28 protein-coding genes and 1 riboswitch are annotated in these 21,977 nt (G+C 56.2%); of the genes, 3 read left to right on the top strand and 25 right to left on the bottom strand.

From position 1 onward, the window contains the following. Positions 1 to 26: 26 nt before the first annotated feature. The 9 genes from ylqF to ylxM form a co-directional block, all read right to left on the bottom strand. Entirely contained in the window at positions 27 to 842 is an 816-nt protein-coding gene (ylqF, locus tag MCACP_RS05140) for a ribosome biogenesis GTPase YlqF (protein WP_406678300.1), read from the bottom strand. Between the two features lie 8 nt (positions 843 to 850). After that, positions 851 to 1,399: a signal peptidase I gene (gene lepB, locus MCACP_RS05135; protein ID WP_406678299.1), complete on the bottom strand. Its 549-nt coding sequence runs from the start codon at positions 1,397 to 1,399 to the stop codon at positions 851 to 853. Between the two features lie 66 nt (positions 1,400 to 1,465). Then, the gene (rplS, locus tag MCACP_RS05130) at positions 1,466 to 1,807 is read right to left on the bottom strand and encodes a 50S ribosomal protein L19 (protein WP_141264259.1); all 342 of its coding nucleotides are present in this window, start codon (positions 1,805 to 1,807) and stop codon (positions 1,466 to 1,468) included. Between the two features lie 124 nt (positions 1,808 to 1,931). Beyond that, positions 1,932 to 2,693, bottom strand: coding sequence for a tRNA (guanosine(37)-N1)-methyltransferase TrmD (gene trmD / locus MCACP_RS05125; protein ID WP_406678298.1), 762 nt, complete (start codon positions 2,691 to 2,693; stop codon positions 1,932 to 1,934). 12 nt (positions 2,694 to 2,705) lie between these two features. Continuing rightward, positions 2,706 to 3,218: a ribosome maturation factor RimM gene (rimM, locus tag MCACP_RS05120; RefSeq protein ID WP_406678297.1), complete on the bottom strand. Its 513-nt coding sequence runs from the start codon at positions 3,216 to 3,218 to the stop codon at positions 2,706 to 2,708. A 2-nt stretch (positions 3,219 to 3,220) separates the two neighbouring features. Then, the gene (locus MCACP_RS05115; protein WP_406678296.1) at positions 3,221 to 3,451 is read right to left on the bottom strand and encodes a KH domain-containing protein; all 231 of its coding nucleotides are present in this window, start codon (positions 3,449 to 3,451) and stop codon (positions 3,221 to 3,223) included. 15 nt (positions 3,452 to 3,466) lie between these two features. Continuing rightward, entirely contained in the window at positions 3,467 to 3,739 is a 273-nt protein-coding gene (gene rpsP, locus MCACP_RS05110) for a 30S ribosomal protein S16 (RefSeq protein WP_054937393.1), read from the bottom strand. Positions 3,740 to 3,759: 20 nt separating this feature from the next. Then, complete coding sequence (gene ffh, locus MCACP_RS05105; protein ID WP_406678684.1) at positions 3,760 to 5,103, bottom strand: signal recognition particle protein; 1,344 nt, start codon at positions 5,101 to 5,103, stop codon at positions 3,760 to 3,762. 126 nt (positions 5,104 to 5,229) lie between these two features. Next, positions 5,230 to 5,598: a YlxM family DNA-binding protein gene (ylxM, locus tag MCACP_RS05100; RefSeq protein WP_406678295.1), complete on the bottom strand. Its 369-nt coding sequence runs from the start codon at positions 5,596 to 5,598 to the stop codon at positions 5,230 to 5,232. Between the two features lie 182 nt (positions 5,599 to 5,780). Between ylxM and MCACP_RS05095 the strand changes: the two genes are divergently transcribed. Next, on the top strand, positions 5,781 to 6,194 hold the full coding sequence (locus MCACP_RS05095) for a HEPN domain-containing protein (protein WP_406678294.1): 414 nt from the start codon (positions 5,781 to 5,783) through the stop codon (positions 6,192 to 6,194). After that, positions 6,194 to 6,499 carry a nucleotidyltransferase domain-containing protein gene (locus MCACP_RS05090; RefSeq protein WP_406678293.1) on the top strand — a complete coding sequence of 102 codons (306 nt, stop codon included), beginning with the start codon at positions 6,194 to 6,196 and terminating at the stop codon, positions 6,497 to 6,499. The genes MCACP_RS05095 and MCACP_RS05090 overlap by 1 nt, the downstream gene beginning before the upstream one ends. Positions 6,500 to 6,837: 338 nt before the next feature. On the opposite strand, the gene MCACP_RS05085 is transcribed toward MCACP_RS05090, so the two are convergent. The 15 genes from MCACP_RS05085 to MCACP_RS05015 form a co-directional block, all read right to left on the bottom strand. Beyond that, complete coding sequence (locus MCACP_RS05085) at positions 6,838 to 7,776, bottom strand: aldo/keto reductase (protein ID WP_406678292.1); 939 nt, start codon at positions 7,774 to 7,776, stop codon at positions 6,838 to 6,840. Positions 7,777 to 7,913: 137 nt separating this feature from the next. Beyond that, positions 7,914 to 8,048, top strand: a riboswitch (cyclic di-AMP (ydaO/yuaA leader). A gap of 5 nt (positions 8,049 to 8,053) precedes the next feature. After that, entirely contained in the window at positions 8,054 to 9,340 is a 1,287-nt protein-coding gene (locus MCACP_RS05080; protein ID WP_406678291.1) for an amidohydrolase, read from the bottom strand. 3 nt (positions 9,341 to 9,343) lie between these two features. Further along, positions 9,344 to 10,279, bottom strand: coding sequence for a signal recognition particle-docking protein FtsY (ftsY, locus tag MCACP_RS05075; protein ID WP_406678290.1), 936 nt, complete (start codon positions 10,277 to 10,279; stop codon positions 9,344 to 9,346). A 333-nt stretch (positions 10,280 to 10,612) separates the two neighbouring features. Next, a complete protein-coding gene (locus MCACP_RS05070) occupies positions 10,613 to 10,849 on the bottom strand; it encodes a type II toxin-antitoxin system HicA family toxin (protein ID WP_075516594.1) in 237 nt (78 codons plus the stop codon). Continuing rightward, the gene (locus MCACP_RS05065) at positions 10,846 to 11,067 is read right to left on the bottom strand and encodes a type II toxin-antitoxin system HicB family antitoxin (protein WP_406678289.1); all 222 of its coding nucleotides are present in this window, start codon (positions 11,065 to 11,067) and stop codon (positions 10,846 to 10,848) included. The genes MCACP_RS05070 and MCACP_RS05065 overlap by 4 nt, the downstream gene beginning before the upstream one ends. A 207-nt stretch (positions 11,068 to 11,274) precedes the next feature. Further along, positions 11,275 to 11,664 carry a type II toxin-antitoxin system death-on-curing family toxin gene (locus MCACP_RS05060; protein WP_141264246.1) on the bottom strand — a complete coding sequence of 130 codons (390 nt, stop codon included), beginning with the start codon at positions 11,662 to 11,664 and terminating at the stop codon, positions 11,275 to 11,277. Next, positions 11,661 to 11,843 (bottom strand): hypothetical protein, encoded by a 183-nt coding sequence (locus tag MCACP_RS05055; RefSeq protein WP_141264245.1) that lies wholly within the window; start codon positions 11,841 to 11,843, stop codon positions 11,661 to 11,663. Before MCACP_RS05055 ends, MCACP_RS05060 begins: the two co-directional genes overlap by 4 nt. Positions 11,844 to 12,184: 341 nt before the next feature. Beyond that, positions 12,185 to 13,060 carry an ABC transporter permease gene (locus MCACP_RS05050; RefSeq protein ID WP_406678288.1) on the bottom strand — a complete coding sequence of 292 codons (876 nt, stop codon included), beginning with the start codon at positions 13,058 to 13,060 and terminating at the stop codon, positions 12,185 to 12,187. Then, positions 13,051 to 13,968, bottom strand: a complete 918-nt coding sequence (locus MCACP_RS05045) for an ABC transporter ATP-binding protein (RefSeq protein ID WP_406678287.1) — start codon at positions 13,966 to 13,968, stop codon at positions 13,051 to 13,053. The genes MCACP_RS05050 and MCACP_RS05045 overlap by 10 nt, the downstream gene beginning before the upstream one ends. Beyond that, complete coding sequence (locus tag MCACP_RS05040; protein ID WP_406678286.1) at positions 13,968 to 15,089, bottom strand: anti-sigma factor family protein; 1,122 nt, start codon at positions 15,087 to 15,089, stop codon at positions 13,968 to 13,970. Before MCACP_RS05040 ends, MCACP_RS05045 begins: the two co-directional genes overlap by 1 nt. Further along, a complete protein-coding gene (locus tag MCACP_RS05035) occupies positions 15,052 to 15,564 on the bottom strand; it encodes an RNA polymerase sigma factor SigX (protein ID WP_084785484.1) in 513 nt (170 codons plus the stop codon). The genes MCACP_RS05040 and MCACP_RS05035 overlap by 38 nt, the downstream gene beginning before the upstream one ends. Positions 15,565 to 15,748: 184 nt before the next feature. Then, the gene (locus tag MCACP_RS05030) at positions 15,749 to 16,192 is read right to left on the bottom strand and encodes a hypothetical protein (RefSeq protein WP_406678285.1); all 444 of its coding nucleotides are present in this window, start codon (positions 16,190 to 16,192) and stop codon (positions 15,749 to 15,751) included. Next, entirely contained in the window at positions 16,168 to 16,989 is an 822-nt protein-coding gene (locus tag MCACP_RS05025) for a hypothetical protein (RefSeq protein ID WP_406678284.1), read from the bottom strand. The genes MCACP_RS05030 and MCACP_RS05025 overlap by 25 nt, the downstream gene beginning before the upstream one ends. Beyond that, entirely contained in the window at positions 16,990 to 17,469 is a 480-nt protein-coding gene (locus MCACP_RS05020; RefSeq protein WP_406678283.1) for a hypothetical protein, read from the bottom strand. A gap of 3 nt (positions 17,470 to 17,472) precedes the next feature. Beyond that, the gene (locus MCACP_RS05015; RefSeq protein WP_406678683.1) at positions 17,473 to 17,997 is read right to left on the bottom strand and encodes an RNA polymerase sigma factor; all 525 of its coding nucleotides are present in this window, start codon (positions 17,995 to 17,997) and stop codon (positions 17,473 to 17,475) included. A 163-nt stretch (positions 17,998 to 18,160) separates the two neighbouring features. On the opposite strand from MCACP_RS05015, the gene MCACP_RS05010 reads away from it, so the two are divergent. After that, positions 18,161 to 18,328, top strand: coding sequence for a hypothetical protein (locus tag MCACP_RS05010; RefSeq protein ID WP_161484966.1), 168 nt, complete (start codon positions 18,161 to 18,163; stop codon positions 18,326 to 18,328). Between the two features lie 48 nt (positions 18,329 to 18,376). Here the strand turns inward: MCACP_RS05010 and smc are convergent, their stop codons facing one another. Next, entirely contained in the window at positions 18,377 to 21,940 is a 3,564-nt protein-coding gene (smc, locus tag MCACP_RS05005) for a chromosome segregation protein SMC (protein WP_406678282.1), read from the bottom strand. Between the last annotated feature and the right edge of the window lie 37 nt (positions 21,941 to 21,977).

Raw genomic sequence — 21,977 nt, 5'->3', positions numbered from 1 at the left:
CCCCCGGGGAGGCTGTTGAGATTTTATCAGGGCTGTTCTAGAGTATAGCGGCCTAAATATCCTTCCCGGAAATCATTAATCAGGGCCAGCGCCGTCTTTTCCTGGTCTATTATACCGCCGGGCAGGAGATAACCACGCCGGCGACCAATGGCCTCGAGTAAATTAGCTCTTTCGGCCTCCTGCCTGGTGATACCATATCTTGTCAGCAAGAGTTCCGGGGCTTGAGCGAGTAAAAATTCTACCACCAGATTGGCTATATCGGTAACGGGCAAAATACCTTCAGGAACACAGCCAATGGCTCCCAACCACAGGGCCGTTCCCGGTTCATGCCAGTGGGACCAGAGAACCCCCGGGGTATCCAGGAGTTCCATCTCGCCCTCGATACGGATCCACTGAGGCCCGCGGGTAATCCCGGGCCGGTCGCCGGTACGGGCCGCTCCCCGCCCCGCCAGGCGATTTAACAGCGAAGATTTACCGACATTGGGAATCCCCAGAGCCATGATCCTTAATGGCCGCGCCCGTAACCCTTTCCGGGCCAGATTTTCCTTTTTTTCCTTCGCTATACCGGCCAGCTGCCGGCGCAAAGCCCGCACGCCTTCTCCCGTCCGGGCATTGACGGCCACGGCAGGGGTCCCCTTCGCCTGGAAGGCTTCCAGCCAGCGTGCCGTGGCCGCGGGGTCGGCCAGGTCGGCCCTGGTTAAAACCAGCAGCCGTGCCCTGCTGCCGAGGATGGTTCCCAGATCGGGGTAACGGCTGGACGAAGGCAGCCGGGCATCGGCTACTTCCAGGACAATGTCGACAACCTTCAGGTACTGGCGCAAGGACTTTAATCCTGCCGGCATACTGCCACCTACTTGATTAACCCGATATGATTTAAAGGCCAATAAACCAGGACGGCTTTGCCGATGATCAGCTTCCTGTCCAGGGTCCCCCATACCCGGCTGTCGGCACTGTTATTACGGTTATCTCCCATCATAAAGTAGTTGTTGGGCGGTACTTTAATAGGACCAAAGTCACTGTAGACTACCCCCGGCGGTAAATAGCTTGCCGGTGGCTGGGGCTGGCCGTTGATATAGAGAACATTGTCCCGCGCCTCAACGGTATCCCCCCCTACGGCCACCACCCGTTTGACATAATCGCGGCTGGGATCAAGGGGATAACGAAAAACAACTATATCACCGCGCTGGGGTTCTCCCAGGCGGTAGGCCAGGCGGTTAACAATAATGCGGTCCCCCGGGTAAAGGGTTGGTTCCATGGACGGTGAAGGAATATAAAACGGGGTAAAAAGAAAGCTCCGGATAATTAGGGCTAAAACAGCGGCGATTACCAGGGACTGGAGTAAATCTCTCCACCAGGCGGAACCTTTAATTTCTTCTGCTGCTTTCTTACTTTCCTCCAACAGTTAACGCCCCCTATTAGTCAAACACGGGACTGATTTGAGCACCAGTCCCGTTGTTCGACTATGTTACCTCTCTTCTTTAATCCGGGCAGCTTTACCGGCCCGCCCGCGCAGGTAATAGAGCTTTGCCCGCCTGACCCGGCCGTGCCTTACCACTTCGATACGTTCAATACGCGGTGAATGAACGGGGAAAATCCTCTCTACCGCCACACCATAGGAAACCCTGCGGACGGTAAAGGTTTCATTTATACCCCGTCCGCGGCGGCCAATAACTGTTCCTTCAAAAACCTGGATGCGCTCCCGGTTGCCTTCAATGACCTTGACATGTACACGTACAGTATCTCCTGGTCTAAAATCGGGTATATCTGAACGCATCTGTTCCTTTTCCAGGGCTTCTAGAATATTCAACGCAACCCCTCCTTTCCTGCCGGTAACACCAGCGTTTATTATACCACAGGTTTTCACCTGGAAACAACTTACGAATGGATCTGGACCAAAAAGCAGTCTGAATCCATATCAATACCCAATAACTTTATTCCCCTGGCATCTCTTCACTGCCGGCACGGCGGATAACATCCGCCAGAAGGCGCCGGTCTTCCGGGCTTAACTCTAACTTCGCCAGCAAATCCGGCCGCCGTCGCCAGGTCCGCTCCAGGGCTTGCTGGCGCCGCCAGCGTCTTATTCTTTCATGATCACCAGACAGCAATACTTCCGGTACTTCCAGCCCGCGGAAGGAGCGGGGCCTGGTATACTGGGGATATTCCAGCAGGCCCATGGCGAAGGAATCTTCCCTGGCCCCCGCCGGGTCTCCCAGGACCCCCGGTAACAGGCGGGTAACGGCGTCAATAACCACCATGGCTGGCAGCTCGCCGCCGGTCAGGACATAGTCGCCAATCGATATTTCCCGGTTTACCAGAAACTGCCTGACCCGTTCATCGACACCTTCATAGTGGCCGCAAATGAGAATAAGGCGTTCTTCCCCGGCCAATTCCGCGGCCAGGTCCTGATTAAAGACTTCGCCCTGGGGTGATAAAAGGATGATGGGTGGCCTCGCAGCGCCTTCTCCGGGTAACAAAGCCTCCACAGCCAGGAAGATGGGTTCGGCCAGCATGACCATCCCCGGCCCGCCGCCAAAGGGATAGTCGTCAACACTGCGGTGTTTATTCCTGGCATAGTCCCGGATATCAACCAGGTTAACATTTAAACGGCCCTGTTCCCGTGCCCGTTTGATGATGCTCGTATTTAAAAACCCGGTAAACATTTCGGGGAAAATGGTCAGCACATCAACCCGCAAGGGCAAGGCCCCCTAATCCAGCAAACCCGGCGGCAGGGCGACGGTAATTTCCCTCCGGGCCAGGTCAATTTTACGCACTACGTCTTTTAAGGCCGGTATTAGTATTTCCTTCTTTCCGGTGCCCTTGACGACATAGACATCATTGGCGCCGGTGGTTAACACTTCGGTCAAGGTTCCCAGGAATTCGCCGCCGGTAGTATAAACCCGGCTCCCCACTAACTGGAAAATATAATAATGCCCTTCCGGGAGGGGTTCCACTTCCCAGGGTTCCACCTTGAGAACCGCCCCGCGCAATGCCCCGGCCTGATCGCAGTCATTAACTTCCGCCAGCTTGAGGATCAGGTGCCGGCCGTGGGGGCGGGCCCCGGCGATAGTTACCGGTCTTATCTCTTCTCCCAGCTGGAGAAGCATCCTGGTTCCGGGCCGGAAGCGCCCGGGAAAGTCCGTCCAGGGTTCAACTTTCACTTCGCCCCGGACACCGTGGGTAGCCACAATTTTACCGACGTCGATCCTCTCAGGTACCATCTCTACTGGATAATCTCCACAACAACTCGTTTGCCCTGGTGGGCAGCGGCAGCTTTAACCAGGGTACGGATGGCCCGGGCGATACGCCCCTGCTTGCCAATGACCTTACCCATGTCTTCCTGGGCCACCCTGAGCTCCAGGATAACTGATTTTTCTCCTTCTACCTGGTTAACGCTGACCTGATCGGGGTGATCTACCAGGGCCTGAGCCAGGGTCATTAACAATTCCTTCATTATTATTTTTCCCCCCTATTTAGCTTCCCTGGCAGCTACAAATTTCTGCCAGACACCAGCTTTTTTCAACAGGGCGCGAACTGTTTCCGAAGGCTGCGCTCCGGTGCTCAGCCAGCGCAGGGCTTTTTCTTCATCAACATTGATTTCGGCAGGTTGTTTGACGGGGTTATAGTACCCAATCTCTTCAATTACCCGGCCATCGCGGGGCGAACGGGAATCGGCTACTACCACCCGGTAAAAAGGTGCTTTTTTAGCCCCCATACGCTTTAAGCGGATCTTGGTTGCCATTGCAGTCACCTCCTTTTATTTTAAAAAGGGAAAGGGAGGCGGCCTTTCTTTTTTATCTTACCGCCGCCTTCGCCTAAAACTTGCATTAGCTTTTTGGCTTCTTCAAACTGGCGCAGCAGGCGGTTTACATCCTGGACCCGGGTACCGCTGCCGGCGGCGATGCGCTTTTTGCGGCTGCCGTTTATGATGGCCGGGTTGCGGCGTTCCTCCGGGGTCATGGACTGGATAATGGCCTCGGTATGGACCAATTCTTTCGGGTCAATCTGGAGATCTTTAAGCTGCTTCATTTTACCGGCCCCGGGTAACATGCTTAAGATTTCCTCCAAAGGACCCATCTTCTTCATCTGCTTCATCTGCTCCAGGAAATCTTCCAGGGTAAACTCCTGCTGGCGAATCTTCCTCTGGAGTTCTTTGGCCTTCTCGACGTCAAGATTGGCCTGGGCCTTTTCAATGAGGCTCAAGACATCCCCCATCCCCAGGATGCGGGAAGCAAGGCGGTCCGGATGGAAGGTCTCCAGGGCCTCGGTTTTTTCCCCCATGCCGATAAATTTTATGGGGCACCCGGTAACCGCCCGGACGGACAGGGCGGCACCGCCGCGAGTATCGCCGTCCAGTTTGGTAAGTATTACACCTGTCAGGCCCAGCTGCTGGTGAAAGATAGAGGCTACCTGCACGGCATCCTGGCCGGTCATGGCATCTACTACCAGGAGAATCTCCTGGGGGTTAACCGCTTCTTTCATGGCCGCCAGTTCAGCCATCATGGCTTCGTTAATATGCAGCCGGCCGGCAGTATCCAGGATGACAGGGTTACTGCCATACTTACGGGCGTGCTCTACCGCGGCCCGGGCAATATCTACTGGATCGATCCCTTCCCCCATGCTGAAAACCGGTACCTTTAACTGCTCCCCAAGGACCTGGAGCTGTTTAACGGCCGCCGGACGATAAACATCAGCAGCCACCAGCAGGGGCCGCCGGCCCTGATTTTGCACCAGGCGAGCCAGTTTGGCAGCAGTAGTTGTCTTCCCGGCGCCCTGCAGGCCAACCAGCATGATGACCGTCGGCGGCTGGCTGGCCCAGTTGATTTTACTCTCGCTGCCGCCCATGAGGGCCGTCAGCTCCTCATGGACAATTTTAACCACCTGCTGGCCGGGGGTGAGGCTCTGCATGACTTCCTGGCCGATAGCCCGCTCCTTGACCCGGTTGACAAAATCCTTGACGACCTTGAAGTTGACGTCGGCTTCCAGTAAAGCCAGACGGATCTCCCGCATGGCGGCTGTCACGTCAGCCTCGGTGAGCTTGCCTTTACCGCGCAGTTTTTTAAAGGTTTCCTGGAGCTTGTCGGCCAGGGAAGCAAACACGGCCACCTGTTTCACCTCCCGGGTTTGCCGGTCTGGAAGGGCGATGTCATCCTGGACCCTCACCCTACCATCACCGTTCCATCTCCGTATTCCGGACAAAAGTAAAATAAAATTAAATTTAATACGCCATGCTTAATTTTTCCCCGTACAGCCTTCCGGCAGTTCCAGGAGCCGCTCAAGGATGAGGGAAGCTTCAGCCAGCTCCCCTTCCCCGCCACCGTGGCGGTAGTTTTCCAGGTGCTTGATAGCTGCTGCCAGCTGTTCCCGCATGGTGAGTTCCCGCTGCAGGTAACCCAGGCGGGCTTCATAATCCTCCAGGGCTTTGATTGCCCTATGCAGGCCGTCGTAGACAGCCTGGCGGCTGATCCCTTCTTCATCAGCTATCTCCCCCAGGGAAAGGTCGTGATGGTAGTGGAGTTCCAGCCACTGCCTCTGCTTGGGGGTAAGAAGGGGGCCGTAGAAATCGTACAGGCGCGCCACCCGGGCCAGCTGGTCAAGCATAAGCACCACCGATAAGAATTATAGGGCACATTCCCGGAGGTGTCAAGGGCAGGGCTTTGACAGTTTTATTAAAGTAGAGCCCCGGTAAAGGGGCTTTTTTAAGTAAGTCACTTATCGGATTAGATTATAAGATGAGTTCAAAAAATTGTAGTGTTGGCCTTTCTTACAGAATGTGGTATCATATGGGTGAGGTGTTGTGGGTGTCGCCAGAAGTCAAGGAATGGATGGAACAAGCTGAATACGATTTTTCCACCGCTAAGGCTATGTTTCACTCTAGAAAATATCTTTACATGATTTATATGTGCCAGTTAGCTCTAGAAAAAGTCTTGAAAGCTGTCGTTGCTCTGCGAACAGATCAAACCCCTCCTAAAACGCATAAATTATTACTCCTTGTGAAGTTAGGGCAGATTAATCTACTAGATGAACACCTTGAATTTTTAGGAACGCTGGATGCCATAGGGTCGGGGGCCCGTTACCCCAAAGATCTTGCTGCCGCACGAAAAACTTATTCCCGTAACGTTGCTCAAGATTATCTTGTTAAAACGAAGGAGATACTGGAATGGATAAAGAAAGACCAGATATTCAAGCAATTATAGTGCAATTTGCTGATGCTCTAAAAAAACAAGGTATCCACATCGACAAGATCATACTGTTTGGCTCCCAGGCCAGAGGCGATGCTAGAGAAGATAGCGATATAGATTTACTGGTAGTATCATCCGATTTTGCTCAAATGCCCCTGTATCGCCGCTATGAAGTGCTGGGCAAAGCCCTGGCCAAGGTGATGCAGCCGATTGAACCTCTAGCCTGCACTCCTGAAGAAGTGCAGGTGGAAAAATTGAGCAAGGCCAGCTTCCTTTATGACGTCCTGGCCCGGCAAAAAACCGTGGAATACCGGGTTTAAATTGACAGACATCGCACGGAAGAGCTGGCCCACTTTGCCGCCCGTGCCAGGGGCGACTTTCTCTCTTGATAAAGGGTCAGACAGGTCACCGCCCATTTCCTTTGATAGCTGTCATGTCAATTAACTCCCCCTCTTCTCCGAGTTCGACACCAGGTATCGAGTAGGAGGGGGCGGCTAGCCTCCATCCCCTCACACCACCGGACATGCGGATCCGCATCCGGCGGTTCAACGCCCATGCCAGGCGCACAAAAAAATACCTGCTTGCTTAAAGCAGGTATGCCGGCTCTACTGATACTAAGCCATCTCGTTCATCTCTGGCCCGGGAAGACGCACCGGGGTCATATCATCCTGATGGCAAACTGCGGGCACACCTCGGTGCAGTAGCCGCAGAGAAGGCATTTGCTACGGTCGATCCTGGCTTTACCGTTAACTAAGGTTATGGCATCGTTGGTGCAGGCCTTAAGACAGGCGCCGTCGCCGCTGCAGACGGTCTCCACCACGGCAAACTCCTTGGCGGCAATCTCTATTTTCCCCGGGTCCTCGCCGTTAAAATAGCGCAGGTTGTAATCCACCTCCGCCTCGCTGACCATACCTACGGCGACGGCGGCAATACCCGGTACCCGGCGGGCAAAGGCCATAGCCTCCCGGTAGTTGTCCAAGAGGTTCCCACCGGCCAGGGCCTTCATCAGGTAAACCCCCTTGCCGGCAGCCACGGCTTCGGCAATGGCGGCCAGCATGTCTGCGCGGCTGCCGTCAATGATGCCCATACCCTTGATATTTATCAGGGGAAAGACAACATCTATTTCTTTTTCGGCGGCCGCTTTCCGCACCGCCGCCACGCCGTGAGTAGCAATACCAACGGCCCCGATAAGTCCTTTCTCCCGGGCATCGAGGAGGCAGCGCCAGGCGCCCGCCCTTTCTTCGAAAATATGCTCCGTTGCCCGGGCCGCATGCAGGTGGAAAATATGGATATATTCCAGCTGGAGCTTCTCCCGGGCCTCCTGGATAGCCCGCTCCATATCCCCATAGGTGACAGCAGCGGACTTGGTGGCGATAATCACTTCACCGCCGTAGGCGTGAATAGCCCTGCGGATAGGCTCGTAGGTCTCATAAATCTGCGCCGTATCAATGAAGTTAACCCCTCCGTCCAGGGCTCTTTTGATAATCCTGGTGCAGGTGTCAATGTCAAGGTTTTTCTGACGCGGCCCCATGGGCAAAGCGCCGAAACAAAGCTCGGAAACCTTCATCCCCGTTTTACCCAGCTGGCGGTACTCCACAGGTTACTCCCCCTACAGTGAACTTCGAATTCTGGAAAGTCTCCTGGAAAAAGCCATCTATCTTTACCACTAAGTTTTATGTTAACAAAACGGGGCTTTCATGCTACAATAAAAATGCCATCAATTCCATCCTTTCTTCCACCAGATCGCCGAATTTCCTCGGTGGAAAACGGGGGACCCATTTCCAGGGGGTTAATCCGCGAGTCATCGCGGTAGGGCCATCCTTGGTCCGCACCCGGCAGCTAACCCCGTAGGCGTGGAAGGAGGTGGATTTTTTTTACCCTTTACTAGCCCGCTTCATTACTTGGGCGTAAATTTCCCCCGCATCCAGGGTCTTTACTTCCCCGCCAGCCATGAGAATTTTCCCGTTAACAATTACCGTATCTACATCGCTCCCGCGGGCGGCATAAACCAGGTTGGCTTCTACATTATGGGGCGGCATTAAGTGAGGCTGGTACTTGTTTACCAGGATTAAATCCGCTTTTTTCCCGGCCTCCAGGGTGCCGATCTCCTTTTCCAGGCCCAGGGCCCGGGCACCGTTCAGGGTGGCCATAACCAGGGCCTGGTGAGCGGGAACTACGGTGGGATCACCGCTGATCCCTTTGGCCAGCAGGGCACAGGTACGCATTTCGGCCACCATATCCAGGTTATTGTTGCTGGCAGCGCCGTCAGTACCGATGGCCACATTGACACCGGCGGCCAGCATCTCAGCCACCGGCGCCACCCCGCTGGCCAGCTTCAGGTTGCTCTCCGGGCAGTGGGCGACACCAACCTTTTTTTCTGCCAGGATAGCAATGTCTTCTGTGGTCAGGTGGACGCAGTGGGCGGCCAGGACCGGCAGGTCGAACAGGCCCAGTTTTTCGATCAGGGCTACCGGAGTGGCCCCGTAACGGGCCTGGATTTCGGCCACCTCACCTTGCGTTTCCGCCAAGTGGATATGTAGGCCCACCCCCAGGCCGGCTGCTGTCTCGGCTACTTTAGTCAGGTAATCCAGTGGGCAGGTATAGGGGGCATGGGGTCCCAGCATGGTGGTCACGCGGCCGTCGCCGGCGCCCTGCCACTCTTTTACCAGGCTGACACCTGCGGCCAGGCGCCTTCCCTGCCCGTCCTGGAAGCCAATGAGACCCTGGCTGAGGCAGGCCCGCAGGCCGGCTTCCACTACTGCTTCGGCTACAGCATCCATATAGAAGTACATATCAGCAAAGGTGGTGGTGCCGGAGCGAATCATTTCCAGCAGGGCCAGCTTGGCGCCCCAGTAAATGTCCTCCCGGGTAAGTTTATCCTCCCGGGGCCAGATCTTTTCTTCCAGCCACTGTTTCAGGGGGAGATCGTCGGCGTAGCTCCGCAGCAGGGCCATGGCGGCGTGGGTGTGGCTGTTGACCAGCCCCGGCAGGGCGACCATACCCCCGGCCTCGATGACGGTATCCGCCTGCCAGCCGGCCGGTAACCCCCCTGCCGGACCGACATAATGAAGGCGGTCATCATTGATGGCGATGACCCCTTTCTCAATTACCGGACTGCTAATCGGGACAATGGTACAATCTTTGATTAAAATTTTGCCCATGAATTATTCCTCCTTTTCCCCAGACAGGCCGCTGAATAAGGCGGCGGCAAAATCGCGGGGTTGAAATTCTTTCAGATCGTCCAGGCCTTCGCCCAGGCCCACCAGTTTGACCGGGATCCCCATTTCAGCTGCAATAGCCAGGACCACACCGCCCTTGGCCGTACCGTCGAGCTTGGTCAGGACGATACCGGTAACGCCAACCGCCTCACTGAAGAGCCTGGCCTGGGACAGGGCGTTCTGGCCGGTGGTGGCGTCCAGGACCAGGAGCACCTCATGGGGCGCCCCCGGCAGTTCCCGTTCAATGACCCGTCGGATTTTCTTCAACTCATCCATCAGATTAACTTTGGTCTGCAGGCGGCCGGCCGTATCTACCAGCACCACGTCGGCGCGGCGGTTGCGGGCCGCTTGTAAAGCATCGTAAACTACTGCGCCCGGGTCGGCCCCGGCCTGGTGGCGGATCAGTTCAGCCCCGGCCCGTTCGGCCCATACGGCCAGCTGCTCGCCGGCAGCGGCACGGAAAGTGTCGGCTGCCGCCAGGATGACCTTTTTACCTTCCTGTTTTAAACGATAAGCCAGCTTGCCGATGGTGGTCGTCTTACCGGCGCCGTTGACACCCACCACCAGGAATACTGTCGGCGACGTGGGCGACCAGCTCAGACGCGGCACTTCTTCTCCGAGAATCCTGGTGACTTCTTCTTGGAGCAGTTCTCCCACTGCAGGCGGCTCAATTATCCGCCTTTTCTTTACTTCCTGCCGTATCCGCTCCACCAGTTCCATGCTGGTCCTGGCGCCGACATCGGCCGTCACCAGGATCTCCTCCAGCTCGTCAAAGAAATCGTCATCCAGGCGGCTGCTGCCGGCCAGCAAGGTACCCAGTCGCCGGGTGAGATTCTCCCGCGTCTTATTTAAACCCTCTTTGAGCTTGCTGAAAAGACTCAATGGTAATCCCCCTTGTACCGATGTCAAAAGGCCTCATCCCTAATTTACCAGAGACGAGGCCTTTTGTCCAAGGTATATTGTTGACAACCCTGCTTCCCTCAAGCCAGGATCCCCTATATGCATCTACCCATTTACTCCGGGAGACTGGTGGGACCTGCGCTAATCAGAGCCAGTTGATAACCGCTGGTTAACTACCCCGGTTGAAGCGCCGGCAACGCGGTCCTTTCTTTTGGGTGCGCAACAATAAGAAAAGCAGCCGGCTAGGGCTGCCTTATAAGGTTAAAGCAGTGTCTTCAGGCTTTAACTATAAAAATATAGCTGCGTTGGCGAATATCAGAGTACTTTTTGCCTCAATTTTTCATATTCTTCCAAGGATATATCTATATCGCGAAGGATTTTTCTGATTAAACCTCTTGCTAAATCTTCTCCTTTATGGAAAGGAATAACTGTGCAACGCCCATCGGCGTGGGCAAACATGACATGGCTTCCTACCTGCCTTTTTCGCTCGAAGCCCAAATGGATTAATATACGTTCCATGTCTTCAGCAGAAATAATTGCAAGCTTTGTCATGCTTGCACCTCGACCTGATGAATTCCGATAAACTTTTCCGCTGCCATAATAACATCACCGTTCTCATTCAGGTAAAGCTTTATTGCCTCTTGAATTCGCTTCTCCAGATCAATAAGGTTATCTGCTTGGGTGTGGCATCCGGGAAGAGATGGTACCGAGGCAATATATTTGCCATCTTCATCTTGCTCGATTACAACTAGAAAACGGTGAGAGGACAATTTTTATCACCTCTATCTTTTGTTTTAGGCGGGTGAAGATGTCTTCTCTTCCGCATCAATAGGCTGGTATCATGTTTTATTACATAGTATTGTACCACTAGTATTGTACCACACCCGCCAGCTTCAATGCATCATTTGTAACGCCAGAAGATAGGCCGACCTTTCCAACAAGCCAAAACCCTCCGGGTTTGGTTGTCAGTAGGACTGTTATATGGCAATCGCCCGGCTGTGTGCCTCCAGCCAGGCAGCGATCTCTTCAACGCTACGCTTCCCCTCGGCCACGCTCAAGGTAAAGGAGACCATTTCCCGACGCTCTACCTCCAGCTGGTAGCCGTTCATAGCCAGCATGGTACCGGCCAGCACCACACCGATGCGCTTATTCCCGTCCACGAAGGCATGATTTAAAATCAGACTATGCATCAGGCAGGCAGCTTTCAAGAAAAGGGTGGGGTATAGTTCCTTGCCGTCAAAGGTGCTATGCGGCCGGGCTAGGGCTGCTTCTAGCAGGGCAAGATCCCGCAGGCCGGATAGCCCGCCCGTCCTGGCCATGGTTTCCTGGTAGAGGGCCAGAACGACCTCCATGCTGGGATACTTCATTTGGCCAGATCCTTTAAGGCACCTTTATTTTGTTCAATGAAGCGTCTCCCGGCGGCTAACCAATCGCGCACTTCCAGGTCAAACTTGCTTTGAATATAGGCCAGTAACTCCGCCGCCTCTTCCCGGGACAGGGAGGCCACTTCCGCCTTCAGCCGTTCCAGATTGCTGTTCATATCCATTACTCAAGGTCCCCCCTATGACTTTTAACTCCTTTTCGTGTACGCTATTTTAGTTTATTATACCACACCCCCCTTGACACCACCTTCCCGTTTTAAAAATACTATAGCGGTTCTACTACCGGCCGCCATAGGGCACCCGGAAGTCCGGGTACGACCAATTGTCCAAGGACGAGGATGTTCCGGATTGCCGCATCAATCAAGTGAAGGTGATTAAGCCAAACCCTGGCGGTGTGCGGGCCGTAGGGTCTCAGGGCCTGCCAGGCAGGTGTCCTGCCGCGGCCTTTTGAGCGTTTAATCCCGTCGTAGTCTGGAGGGCAAAAAAGGTTTAGCACACCGTGAGCTTAAATATCCCGCCGCTTAAAGCTATAGATTGCCGCCGCCAGCAGAACGACGATATAGACCAGGGTATAGAGGAGCATCCAGTCGCTGGGAGTGGACTGGCTGCCAAAAGGCCCCAGCATCGACTGAGGATTGATAAAGCGGGGAATATCCTGGACGTTGCCGACGGGGAGCCGGTCGACCACCGTCGCCACCAGCCGGCGGTAGACGGCGTCCGCCGGCAGGATGAGGCTGGTGACCACACCTGTATAAATGGCAGCGGTGCTCTCCACCAGGGCGCCGATCTGTTCTATCATACCCCCGACTACGGCCAGGGCGTAGAGGGCGAAGGCCAGGACGCCGTTACCCAGGGTACTTAGCCTGGTGGTCCCCAGCATGGTGACGGCCAGGAGGACCAGGGGCTCCAGGATAAAGAGGCCCAGGGCCGGCACCAGCCCGGGAATGACCAGGCCCGTTTGCCAGTACACCAGGCCGGCCAGGGCCAGGAAAAAGAGGGCGGCGTAGGTTACCAGCATGGCCGCCAGGCCCAGGAATTTACCCAGGAGCAGGTCGCGGCGGGACAGGGGCCGTACCGCCAGGGTGTACAGGGTGCCGTTTTCGATTTCTCCGGCGACGCTGCCCACGGCGGCCAGGACGGCCAGGCCGGCCGCCAGGAAACTGGCCAGGTAAATCCCCAGGACAAAAAGGGTAACCGCCTGCATCATGGCATAGTAACTGGCGGCGGTGGCGGCGGGATTGGCGGTATTCACCATGTCCCTGGTAATAAAGTGCAGGCCGGTGCCGTACAGGATGAGGAAGGCCAAGGTGAGGGCGCCGGCGATGAGGGCCACCTTTTTCCGCCAGGCCTCCCGGAAGGTAAAGAGGGCCATCAACCACATACCTGCTCCCCCTCCCGCACCAGGTGGACAAAGACGTCTTCCAGGGAACTATGGCCGGGCCTCACTTCATAGATGCGGCAACCCCCGGCCACCAGCCGGGCCACCAGATCGGCGATTTCCTCCCGGCCGCCCAGGGCCAGGGTGAGCCGGTCACCTTCCAGTTGTAGATCGGAGTAACGCCGGCGTAGCTCCGCCACCAGTTCTCCCGTCAGGCCAGCCAACCTGATGGCGACCGTCGCCGGGCCGGCTTGGAGTTCATCCAGGCGGCCGGCGGCCACCACCGTACCCCGGTTGATGATGGCCACCCGGTCGCATACCTGCTCCACCTCGCTCAACAGGTGGCTGTTTAAAAAGACAGTCTTGCCGTCCTCCTTGAGGGTCAGGAGGATCTCCCGCACCTGGCGCCGGCCCAGGGGATCGAGGGCCGAGGTGGGCTCGTCCAGGAAGACCACCCGCGGGTCGCCCACCAGGGCGGCGGCCAGGCCCAGGCGCTGCTGCATGCCTTTACTGTAATTGGCAACCAGCTTCTGGCCCTCCCCGGCCAGGCCCACCAGTTCCAGGACTTCATGAGCCCGCCGGCTGGCGGCCCTGCCTTCCAGGCCCGCCAGCCGGGCGTGAAAGGTCAATAGCTCTTCTCCCTTCATCCAGCCGTGGAGGCGGAAGTTCTCCGGTAAAAAACCCACCCGGCGCCGGCCCCTGATGTCCTGGGGCGTGTAGCCGGCAACCTTTGCCTCCCCGGCCGTGGGGTAGACCAGGCCCACCAGCATCTTTACCAGGGTACTCTTGCCGGCGCCGTTGGGTCCTAAGAGGCCAAAGATCTGCCCTTTCTCTACGGAAAGGCAGATCTCCCGGCAGGCTACTTGCCGGCCATAGATTTTGGTCAAATTCCGGGTTTCAATTATGGCCATTATTTGACCTCCGCCGCCACCCGCAGGGCTTCATCCAGGGATAGGCCGGTGATAGCCCTCCAGCTATTACCCTGGCGCCAGGCCAGGATAATCTTGCCGTTAGTAGCGCCGTCGCTAAAGTATACCCCCTGGTTGCCGTTGACCGTGATCTCCCGCGCCGCCATACCCTGGGTCTGCGGGATAGGCAGGGTGTGCTGCCAGTCGTTGATGGCCGCCAGTTGCCGGCGCAAGTTTTCGGGCAGGAAGGGCAGGTTGAGCAGGGCCTCGCGCAGGGCTACCGGGTCGACCCCCTGGGGCGCGTCGATTGTCAGGTCGCGGGCGGCGTACAGGGTAAAACCTTTGCCCGGCTGGCCATAGTCGGCTATGACCAGGGGCGGGATGCTCAAGGTGAAGGACTTGCCCGCCAGTTCGGCCGGCAGCAGGTCGCCGCCGTGTTTCCGGAGATAGCTGTTGAGGTTTTCCACATCGGGGGTGAAGGTGATGGTCGGGGCCTGCTCAATGTATACGGCCGCCCTTGCCCGCCCGGCCAGGGTGGCGGGCAGATCCAGTTGTAAACCGCTGAGGGCTGCCACCTGGTCCGGCTCCACCTTTTTCACCCTTAACTCCGCCCTATCTGGCTTTCGCACCTCTACCCGGCCAAAGTTCTTGATGTCCACTTCTCCCCCCTGGCCGCTTAAAAGTTTATCCAGTTGGGCCATATCTTCGGGGGTGATCTTCACCACCTGGATTTTCTCCATGCGGAAAACGTTGAGGAACTGGGCGGCCAAGCTGCGGCCCGGGGCCCAGCTTAAGAAGACGGCCAAAGCCAAGGCGGCCGCCGCTGCACCGGAAAACCACTTGTGCTGCCGGATCATGTCGCCGATCCTCCTTGTTTTAGTCAGGGGCCGGTTGCTACCGGGCGGGAGGCTCATGGGGGGAACCCGTACAGGACGACCCATGGCCTCGGTTTCCCGCCGGTAAGGCGTCAGGGCGGCACCGGTGCCCGCTGCCAGTTTCTCCAGGCCGTGCAACCTTTCCCGGCAGGCAGTACATGCAGCCAAATGGCCCGCTACCCGGCTTGCCATATCCAAATCTAGTTCGCCATCAAGATAGGCCTGAAGAATGCCCTCCTCCGGACACATGGTCGTCCCTCCCTTCCAATTCGCTGTATAAAGCTATGAAGTGCCGCCGCGCCCGGGCCAGGATGGTACCCACCGAGTTTTTATCCACCTGGATGACCGCGGCGATCTCGGCGTAAGTATGACCTGCGTTCTTTAACAGCAGGCAGATGCGGTCCCGGGGCGGGAGCTTGGCCAGGCATTGATGGACCAGCCGCGCCTCCTGGCTGCGGATGACAGCTTCCTCCAGGGGGATAACGCCGCCCTCCTCCCTGGCTTGGTTCTCCTCGCGGCGGCGGCGCCGCTCTTCGCCGCGCAGGTAGTTGTAGGCCAGGTTGGCGGCCACCCGCAACAGCCAGCCGCCCAGGTTGCTTTTTTCCCGGGGCGGCTGGTAGTACAGCTTGAGGAAGACTTCCTGGGTCAGGTCCTCGGCCGCCGCCCGCTCCCCCAGGAGATAATACAGCCGCCGGTACACCAGGGGATAGAAGCTTTGAAACAGGGCTTCAAATTCCGCGGATTTGATGGGAACCTCCCTCCCTTTACAACCCCTGCTGTAACTATAACACCGGCAAAGAGGATTTTGTGACAGCGCTCGAACCCTTTTTACCGGGTATTTATTATAATCGCATCCCGGGAAAACAATTTCAAAAGCGGCCCGCCTTCGCCAACAGTAGCCCTGGCCATCACTTCTGGAGCTGCAGGTTATGCCACTCGCGTCCCGGCCCCTGGACTGCAATTTTCTTCACTCCTTCCGCCACAGCCAGCCTTTTTTCCGGCAGATCAACCGTATAGCTTGCCGCGCCAAGGGTCTGGGTCAACCTGGCAGCCAAACCGCTGCTGTTGAAAACATAAATTACCAGACTGATAATTACTATCACGACGACAAGAATTAAAGCCAAAAAATCATATTTTAGCCGGGGTACATCGTCGCGGCAAAAATAACCCGCCAGAAAAATTTCCAAACCCAGCAATATGAGCACCACCGGCCACCAGTTATTTATTAATTGGGGAACATAGCCCGGCTCGTGCCGGTACACCAGGGTAGCCACGCCAAACAAAATCAGCGCCAGTGCCGTGGAAAAGGAACCTACCCGCCATTGCCTTATGGATTTTCCCTGCGATTGCATCTTTCACCCTCCATCAATTCATTATCTGAGGATACTCCCGTCTTTTCTTCTGTCGCCGGCAGGTCAATCTTACTTCCCAGAGCCAGCCTTAAGCCCCCGCCGATAAAAATTGCCGCTATAAATCCCGTTTTGATGAGGTTTATTAATTCATAGCTAAGGTAAGGAACAACCATGCGGTCAAATATAATAAGAATGCCCAGACCAATTAAAACAAGACCCACCCAACGTTGTCTTTCTAACAGCCAGGTAAAAAAACTTCCTTCGCTGGCCGGAACCGATATGTCGTTCGAAACCAGTTGCATAACATCAAAGAAACTATACAGCCAGATTACCGGCAGCATGAAAAAGAAAAGGCTTAAGCGCAACCATTCCATAAGAAACATGGCCAGGAAAAATGTAGACATAAACCCCAGCCCCCGCTGCTGCCAGCCAAGGTACATATGCCCGGCGCCCGGGATAATGCTAAACAACAACGCCCATAACCTGCTCTTATAACCGTTGACTAGACTCTCACTCAGCTCCGCCAGGGGGGAACTATCGGAAACCGTTTCCCCGGATTGGAGGCGACCGCACAGTTGGACGGCGTCAAATAAACTGTAGAGCCAGATAAGGGGGAGTAATATTAACAGCGCAATAAAACCGTTGAACCCGGTGATGACGCTGGCCAATATTACCAGCGCCATCCAGCCGAAGAACGTTGCCATGAAGGCTATACCACGGTTCATTAGACCCAGGTAGAAATGGCCAAGGCCGGGAAAAAAGGATAATATAAAACTTATTAATTTGCTTTTACCCATCTAATTGGCAACCTCCTTATCGATAATCTCCGTAAGTTTATCAGTAGCGTTTTCAAACAGGCGCTCGGACCATCCGAAGGAAATTTTCTCCTCGAGGGTCTGCACGATTCTTGCTACCCGCACCTGGCTATGCATGGCTTCTGAAACCATAAAGTCGAACCATCCTCCGGCCAAAAGCAGAAGGGTAACGGCAGCCGCTATGGTATAATACTGAATGGCCCTGGCAAGCCAGTTACCGCCCGGGCCCGTCCTATACTTTTGCCGGGCGCCCATTCTGGCAACCCTGCGGGCAACTCTGGCGGAAAAATCAGGGGAAAGGATTCCGGCAGCCGCCGTTTCATCCTGGGACCCGAAGGCAGCCAGGTAATTTTCAAGGCAAGCTTCACAGTGCCGCAGGTGATCCTCCATGGCCCGCCGTACCCCTTCCGGTAACAGTTCGTCCTTGTATAACCGCCATTCCCGGCGACTGTAATGCGACACCACTTAACCCCCCTTTAACTTCTCTCTTAGTATTCTGCGAGCGCGATATAAACGCGATTCCACCGTTTTTACTGTAACGCCGGCTTCAGCTGCCAATTCTCGATAACTTTTGCCGTCAAAATAATAGCCCGTAAAAGCATGGCGATAACTTTCGGGTAATTCCCGGCATAAAGACTGTAAGTTGGCTACTGTTTCCCTGTAAATTACTTCATTTTCCACAGAAGTCAGCGGGGCAACCTTGAATACCTCCAACTGCCCGGGGTATTCTACTATCATCTCTAAATTGCTTTTTCCTTTGCGTTTCCAATCAATCGCTTTATTGATAGCAATACGGGCCAGCCAGCGTTTGAAACTACCGCCGCGAAAGGTATGAAGGGAACGGTAAACCTGAATAAAAGTCTCCTGTAAGATATCCTCCGCTGTTTCCTTGCCACCTACGATTGGTAAGATTACCGCCAGAAGGAAGGGACTAAAAAGTTCTACTACCCGCGTGAAGGCCCGTTCATCTCCAGCTGCAGCCCGTCTGATTAAATCTTTTTCCAGGTATATACCCTCCCCTCCTGTTTACTGGCTTCTCTATTTATTAAGACGTAAAAAAATAAAAATACCCTGCCTTTAGTTTATAGGGTATTTCTCGGCCAACAAAGGGAAAACTAATCCTTGCTTGGAAACTTTTCCTGGAGGTGCCGTTATGACGGATAAAGAAATCAGCGACCGTCAGAAAACTTTCCGGCACGAACTCATACGCGAGGAATCCCCGGAAGAGTTGTGGAACTTGGAGGCAAAGGGAGAGGTTTTACGCGAAAACCCGTACAAGACGCCGCCCAATAATTTGACTACGAAAAGGGATAAAGAATAGCCGTGGACACAAGAAGCCCCGGCCAGAACGGGCGGGGCTTCTCTGTGTTTAAGCCGGAAGTTGCTCCAGCCGTACCGAAACGAGGCGGGAGACGCCTTGTTCCGTCATGGTCACACCGTAAAGGACGTCGGCAGCGGCCATAGTGCCCTGGCGGTGGGTGATGACGATAAACTGGGTCCGGGCGGAAAACTGGCGCAACATCCGGGCAAAGCGCTCCACATTGGCTTCATCCAGGGCCGTGTCCACCTCATCAAAGATACAAAAAGCGCTGGGTTTGACCTTTAACAGAGCGAAGATAAAGGCCACCACCGTCAGGGCCTTTTCCCCGCCCGAGAGAAGGGCCAGGTGCTGGGGCTTCTTGCCCGGCGGCCGGGCAACGATCTCCAGGCCGGCAGTCAGGATATCCTGGCTGCCGGTCAGCTCCAGGCGGGCTTCACCGCCATCGAAAAGTTCCTGAAAGATGGCGGCAAAGTGTTCCTGGACCGCGGCCAGGGTGGCTTTGAGCTGCCGGGCCATTAACCGCTCCATCTCGTTAATTACCTGGTGCAGGGCCGCCCGGCCTTCCTCCAGGTCCTTTTTCTGTTGCTCCAGTTCATCAACACGGGCCTTTAAGCGTTCGTAAGCCTCAATGGCTCCGGGGTTAACTTCCCCTAAGCTTACCAGCCTTTCCTTTATGAGTTCCCGTACAGCCGCCGCTCTTTTTTGCAGGTGAGGCCGGGGTTTTTGCAATTCCGCTTCCCACTGTGGACCAAAGCGTTCCTCCAGCTCGGCGAGACCGGCGGCCAGGGTCGTTTCCAGGCGGGCTAAATTGATCTCTTCCTGCTGCCGGCGGGCGAGCGTTTTATCTTTCCGCGCCTGTAGCCTATCCAGTTCCCGGGCCAGTTCTTCCTGCCTGCCAACCCGGGCAGAGGATTCGTCTTCCAGGCGCGCCAATATTGCCACGGCCTGCCGGCAGGCCTCCTGGAGCCGGTCTTCTTCCCCGGCCAGCTTTTCCAGGTTGGCTCTAAGGTCATTTTCCAGGGCTGCTGCCGGCGCCCTGCGGGCAGCCAGTTCTTCCTGTTGCCGCTGCCATTTTTCCTGCTGCCGGGCCAGTTCCCTTTCCCGGAGATTTAACTGTTCCCGGGCGTTGACCAAGGCCTGGAGGCGGGCTTCATTGACAGCCAGTTCCTGCCGGCAGGAAGCGATCTGCTGCTGGCAAGCCGCCGCTCGTTCCTGGAGGCCGCTCAACTGGAGGTTTAACTGGCCTTCCAGGTCTGCCAGCCGGTCCAGAAGCTCTTGCTTTTCCGCCCGCTCTTTGCCCAGGTCCAGGGAACCGCCGGTGCTCTGGGCCAGCTCTTCCTCAAGGACGGCAATCTTTTCCTCCAGGCGGGCCAGGTCTTCTTTCCGCTCGCTCAGGCGCTGCAGTAGATTATGGAGCCGGCCCCGGCAGGTAAGAAGCCCTTCTGTCACCTCATGGTACTCCTGCCGGTTCCCGGCCAACATTTTTTGCAGCTGTTCCTGCTGCTCCTGGGCCTGCTTTATTCTAGTTGCCAGGTTGGCCAGTTCGGCCTCACCTTGCTGGATAGCAAGGCGCCGCTGGAGATAACCGCCCTGCTGCCTGGCAACCCCGCCCGTTACAGGTCCCCGGGGCTGGATTACTTCCCCTTCCAGGGTGACCAGGCGCACGGGCGGCCGGAGGCGCTCCCCCAGAGCCACGGCGCGGCGGATGTCGTCTACGATCAGGACTTGTCCGAGGAGGTATTCCACCGCCGGTCGTACTTCCGCCTCGCACTGGACAAGATTGGCCGCTATCCCCAGGACGCCGGGCTCTTTTAAAACCCAACCGGCCCAGGCCGGCCACCGGCGCGGCTCCAGCCATGCCAGGGGCAAGATGGTGACCCGCCCCCGGCCCCGGGCTTTAAGGAACTGGATAACTGCTTCCGCTTCGGCCGCCGTCCGTACCAGGACCTGCTGGGCCGCCCCGCCCAGGGCTACTTCTACGGCCCGGGTGAGTTCGGCCGGTACCGCCAGCTTTTCTACCACTACTCCCAGGATACCGGCACAGGCAGCTTCACCCCTCTTCCTTGCCTGCAGGATAAACTTCACGCCTTCCGCGAAACCTTCATAGTCGGCCTGGGATTGACGTAAAACCTTTAATTGTACGGCCAGGGCACGTTGACGTTCTTTCCAGCCGGCCAGTTCCTTTTCGCAGGCGGCGAGTTCTTCCTCCTTTAGCTGCAGCTCTATTTCCAGGCCGGCCTTTTTCTCTTCCAGCCTTTTTAGTTCCTCTTCCAAATGCTGCAGCTGTTTCTGCCCGGCCCGCAGGTGATCCAGTAAGTGCTCCCTTTCCTGTTGCCATTCCTGGAGCTGGCGCCGTTTGTGCTCTAATAGCCGTTCTATAGCCGCCCGCTTTTCCTCCAGGCGCACCAGTTCATTGCGACAGCCGGCCCGTTCATGGGCTACTTGAAAGAGGTTGTTCCTTACTTTTTCCATCGCTGCGGCCAGCTCCCGGGCTTCCGCCTGGAGTTTTTCCTGTTCCTCCCGGCCTTTTATTATCTCCTGCTCCAGCCGGGCCTGCTCCTGATTGTTCTCCTCCCTTTCCCGGGTCAGCGCGGCCAGGGCGGCTGCTAAACTGGCTTTTTCCTCCTCCAGCTGCCGCTGCCGCTTAGAATCTTCCTCCTGCTGCCGGGCCAGTTCGGCCAGCTTTTCCCGGACCAGGTTTATTTCCCCCCGGGTACTGACCAGCCGTTCCCTTAAACTTTGCAGTTCTTGCTGGTAATGTTGCCTCTCGGCCAGGTACCTCTGCTGCTGTTCCTGCAGTTCCCCCGCTTTTTCCTGGAGCTGCTGTTCTAGAGCCTTCATCTCCTCCACGGCGGCCGCTAGGGCCTGTAAACGTTCCTGGCTGCGCTGGCGGCGGCGCCTGGTTTCTTCCATTTCCCCGGCCTTGAGGATCAATTCCACAAGTTGTAAAATCCGGCTTAATTTCTGGTAACGCCGCGCCCGGACCGCTTCGGCCGCTGCCGGCCCCAGCTGTTCCTTCAGCTCGGCAATTAAATCATTTAAACGTAATAAATCTTGCTCGACACCTTCCAGGCGCTGCTCCGCTTCTTTTTTGCGCCAGCGGTAGCGGGCAATGCCGGCCGCCTCCTCGAGTACCGCCCGCCGCTCCTCCGGCCGGGCGGAGAGGATCTCTTCCAGGCGGCCCTGGCCGACAATGGCCAGGCTCCCCCGGCCGGAACCGGTGTCTAAGAACAGCTCCTGGATATCCCGCAACCGGCAGGGAACCTTGTTGATATAATACTCGCCCTCACCGGAGCGAAAAAAACGCCGGGTAACGGCTATTTCCTGGTACGCCAGGGGCAGGCTGCCATCGCTGTTATCGAGGTGTAAAGTTACTTCCGCCATACCCACCGGCCGCCGTTTTTCACTACCGGCGAAGATCACGTCATCCATGCGCGCCCCGCGTAAAGTCCTGGCGCTCTGTTCGCCCAGGACCCAGAGAATGGCATCGACAATGTTGCTTTTGCCGCTGCCGTTAGGCCCGACAATGGCCGTTAAACCGGGGCCAAACTCCAGTTTAACCCGGTCGACAAAGGTCTTGAAACCCTGGATCTCCACAACCTTAAGATACATTTCGGCCTCCAAAAATAAATAAAGAAAACTGCTCGGA

The sequence above is a fragment of the Neomoorella carbonis genome, assembly GCF_045278715.1.
GTDB classification, from domain to species: domain Bacteria; phylum Bacillota; class DSM-521; order Neomoorellales; family Neomoorellaceae; genus Neomoorella; species Neomoorella carbonis.
The sequence above is the reverse complement of the archived record's forward strand: the minus strand, read 5'-3'. Positions and strand labels throughout refer to the sequence as shown.

Coding starts and splice junctions, on each gene's coding strand:
- MCACP_RS05070 (WP_075516594.1), bottom strand. CDS start 10,849: ATGACAAAGCTTGCAATTATTTCTGCTGAAGACATGGAACGTATATTA.
- MCACP_RS05080 (WP_406678291.1), bottom strand. CDS start 9,340: ATGGGCAAAATTTTAATCAAAGATTGTACCATTGTCCCGATTAGCAGT.
- MCACP_RS05045 (WP_406678287.1), bottom strand. CDS start 13,968: ATGGCCATAATTGAAACCCGGAATTTGACCAAAATCTATGGCCGGCAA.
- ylxM (WP_406678295.1), bottom strand. CDS start 5,598: ATGCTTGACCAGCTGGCCCGGGTGGCGCGCCTGTACGATTTCTACGGC.
- MCACP_RS05050 (WP_406678288.1), bottom strand. CDS start 13,060: ATGTGGTTGATGGCCCTCTTTACCTTCCGGGAGGCCTGGCGGAAAAAG.
- rpsP (WP_054937393.1), bottom strand. CDS start 3,739: ATGGCAACCAAGATCCGCTTAAAGCGTATGGGGGCTAAAAAAGCACCT.
- MCACP_RS05010 (WP_161484966.1), top strand. CDS start 18,161: ATGACGGATAAAGAAATCAGCGACCGTCAGAAAACTTTCCGGCACGAA.
- MCACP_RS05040 (WP_406678286.1), bottom strand. CDS start 15,089: ATGTGTCCGGAGGAGGGCATTCTTCAGGCCTATCTTGATGGCGAACTA.
- MCACP_RS05115 (WP_406678296.1), bottom strand. CDS start 3,451: ATGAAGGAATTGTTAATGACCCTGGCTCAGGCCCTGGTAGATCACCCC.
- ylqF (WP_406678300.1), bottom strand. CDS start 842: ATGCCGGCAGGATTAAAGTCCTTGCGCCAGTACCTGAAGGTTGTCGAC.
- rimM (WP_406678297.1), bottom strand. CDS start 3,218: ATGGTACCTGAGAGGATCGACGTCGGTAAAATTGTGGCTACCCACGGT.
- MCACP_RS05060 (WP_141264246.1), bottom strand. CDS start 11,664: ATGAAGTATCCCAGCATGGAGGTCGTTCTGGCCCTCTACCAGGAAACC.
- MCACP_RS05030 (WP_406678285.1), bottom strand. CDS start 16,192: ATGCAATCGCAGGGAAAATCCATAAGGCAATGGCGGGTAGGTTCCTTT.
- MCACP_RS05025 (WP_406678284.1), bottom strand. CDS start 16,989: ATGGGTAAAAGCAAATTAATAAGTTTTATATTATCCTTTTTTCCCGGC.
- MCACP_RS05095 (WP_406678294.1), top strand. CDS start 5,781: ATGGGTGAGGTGTTGTGGGTGTCGCCAGAAGTCAAGGAATGGATGGAA.
- smc (WP_406678282.1), bottom strand. CDS start 21,940: ATGTATCTTAAGGTTGTGGAGATCCAGGGTTTCAAGACCTTTGTCGAC.
- MCACP_RS05055 (WP_141264245.1), bottom strand. CDS start 11,843: ATGGATATGAACAGCAATCTGGAACGGCTGAAGGCGGAAGTGGCCTCC.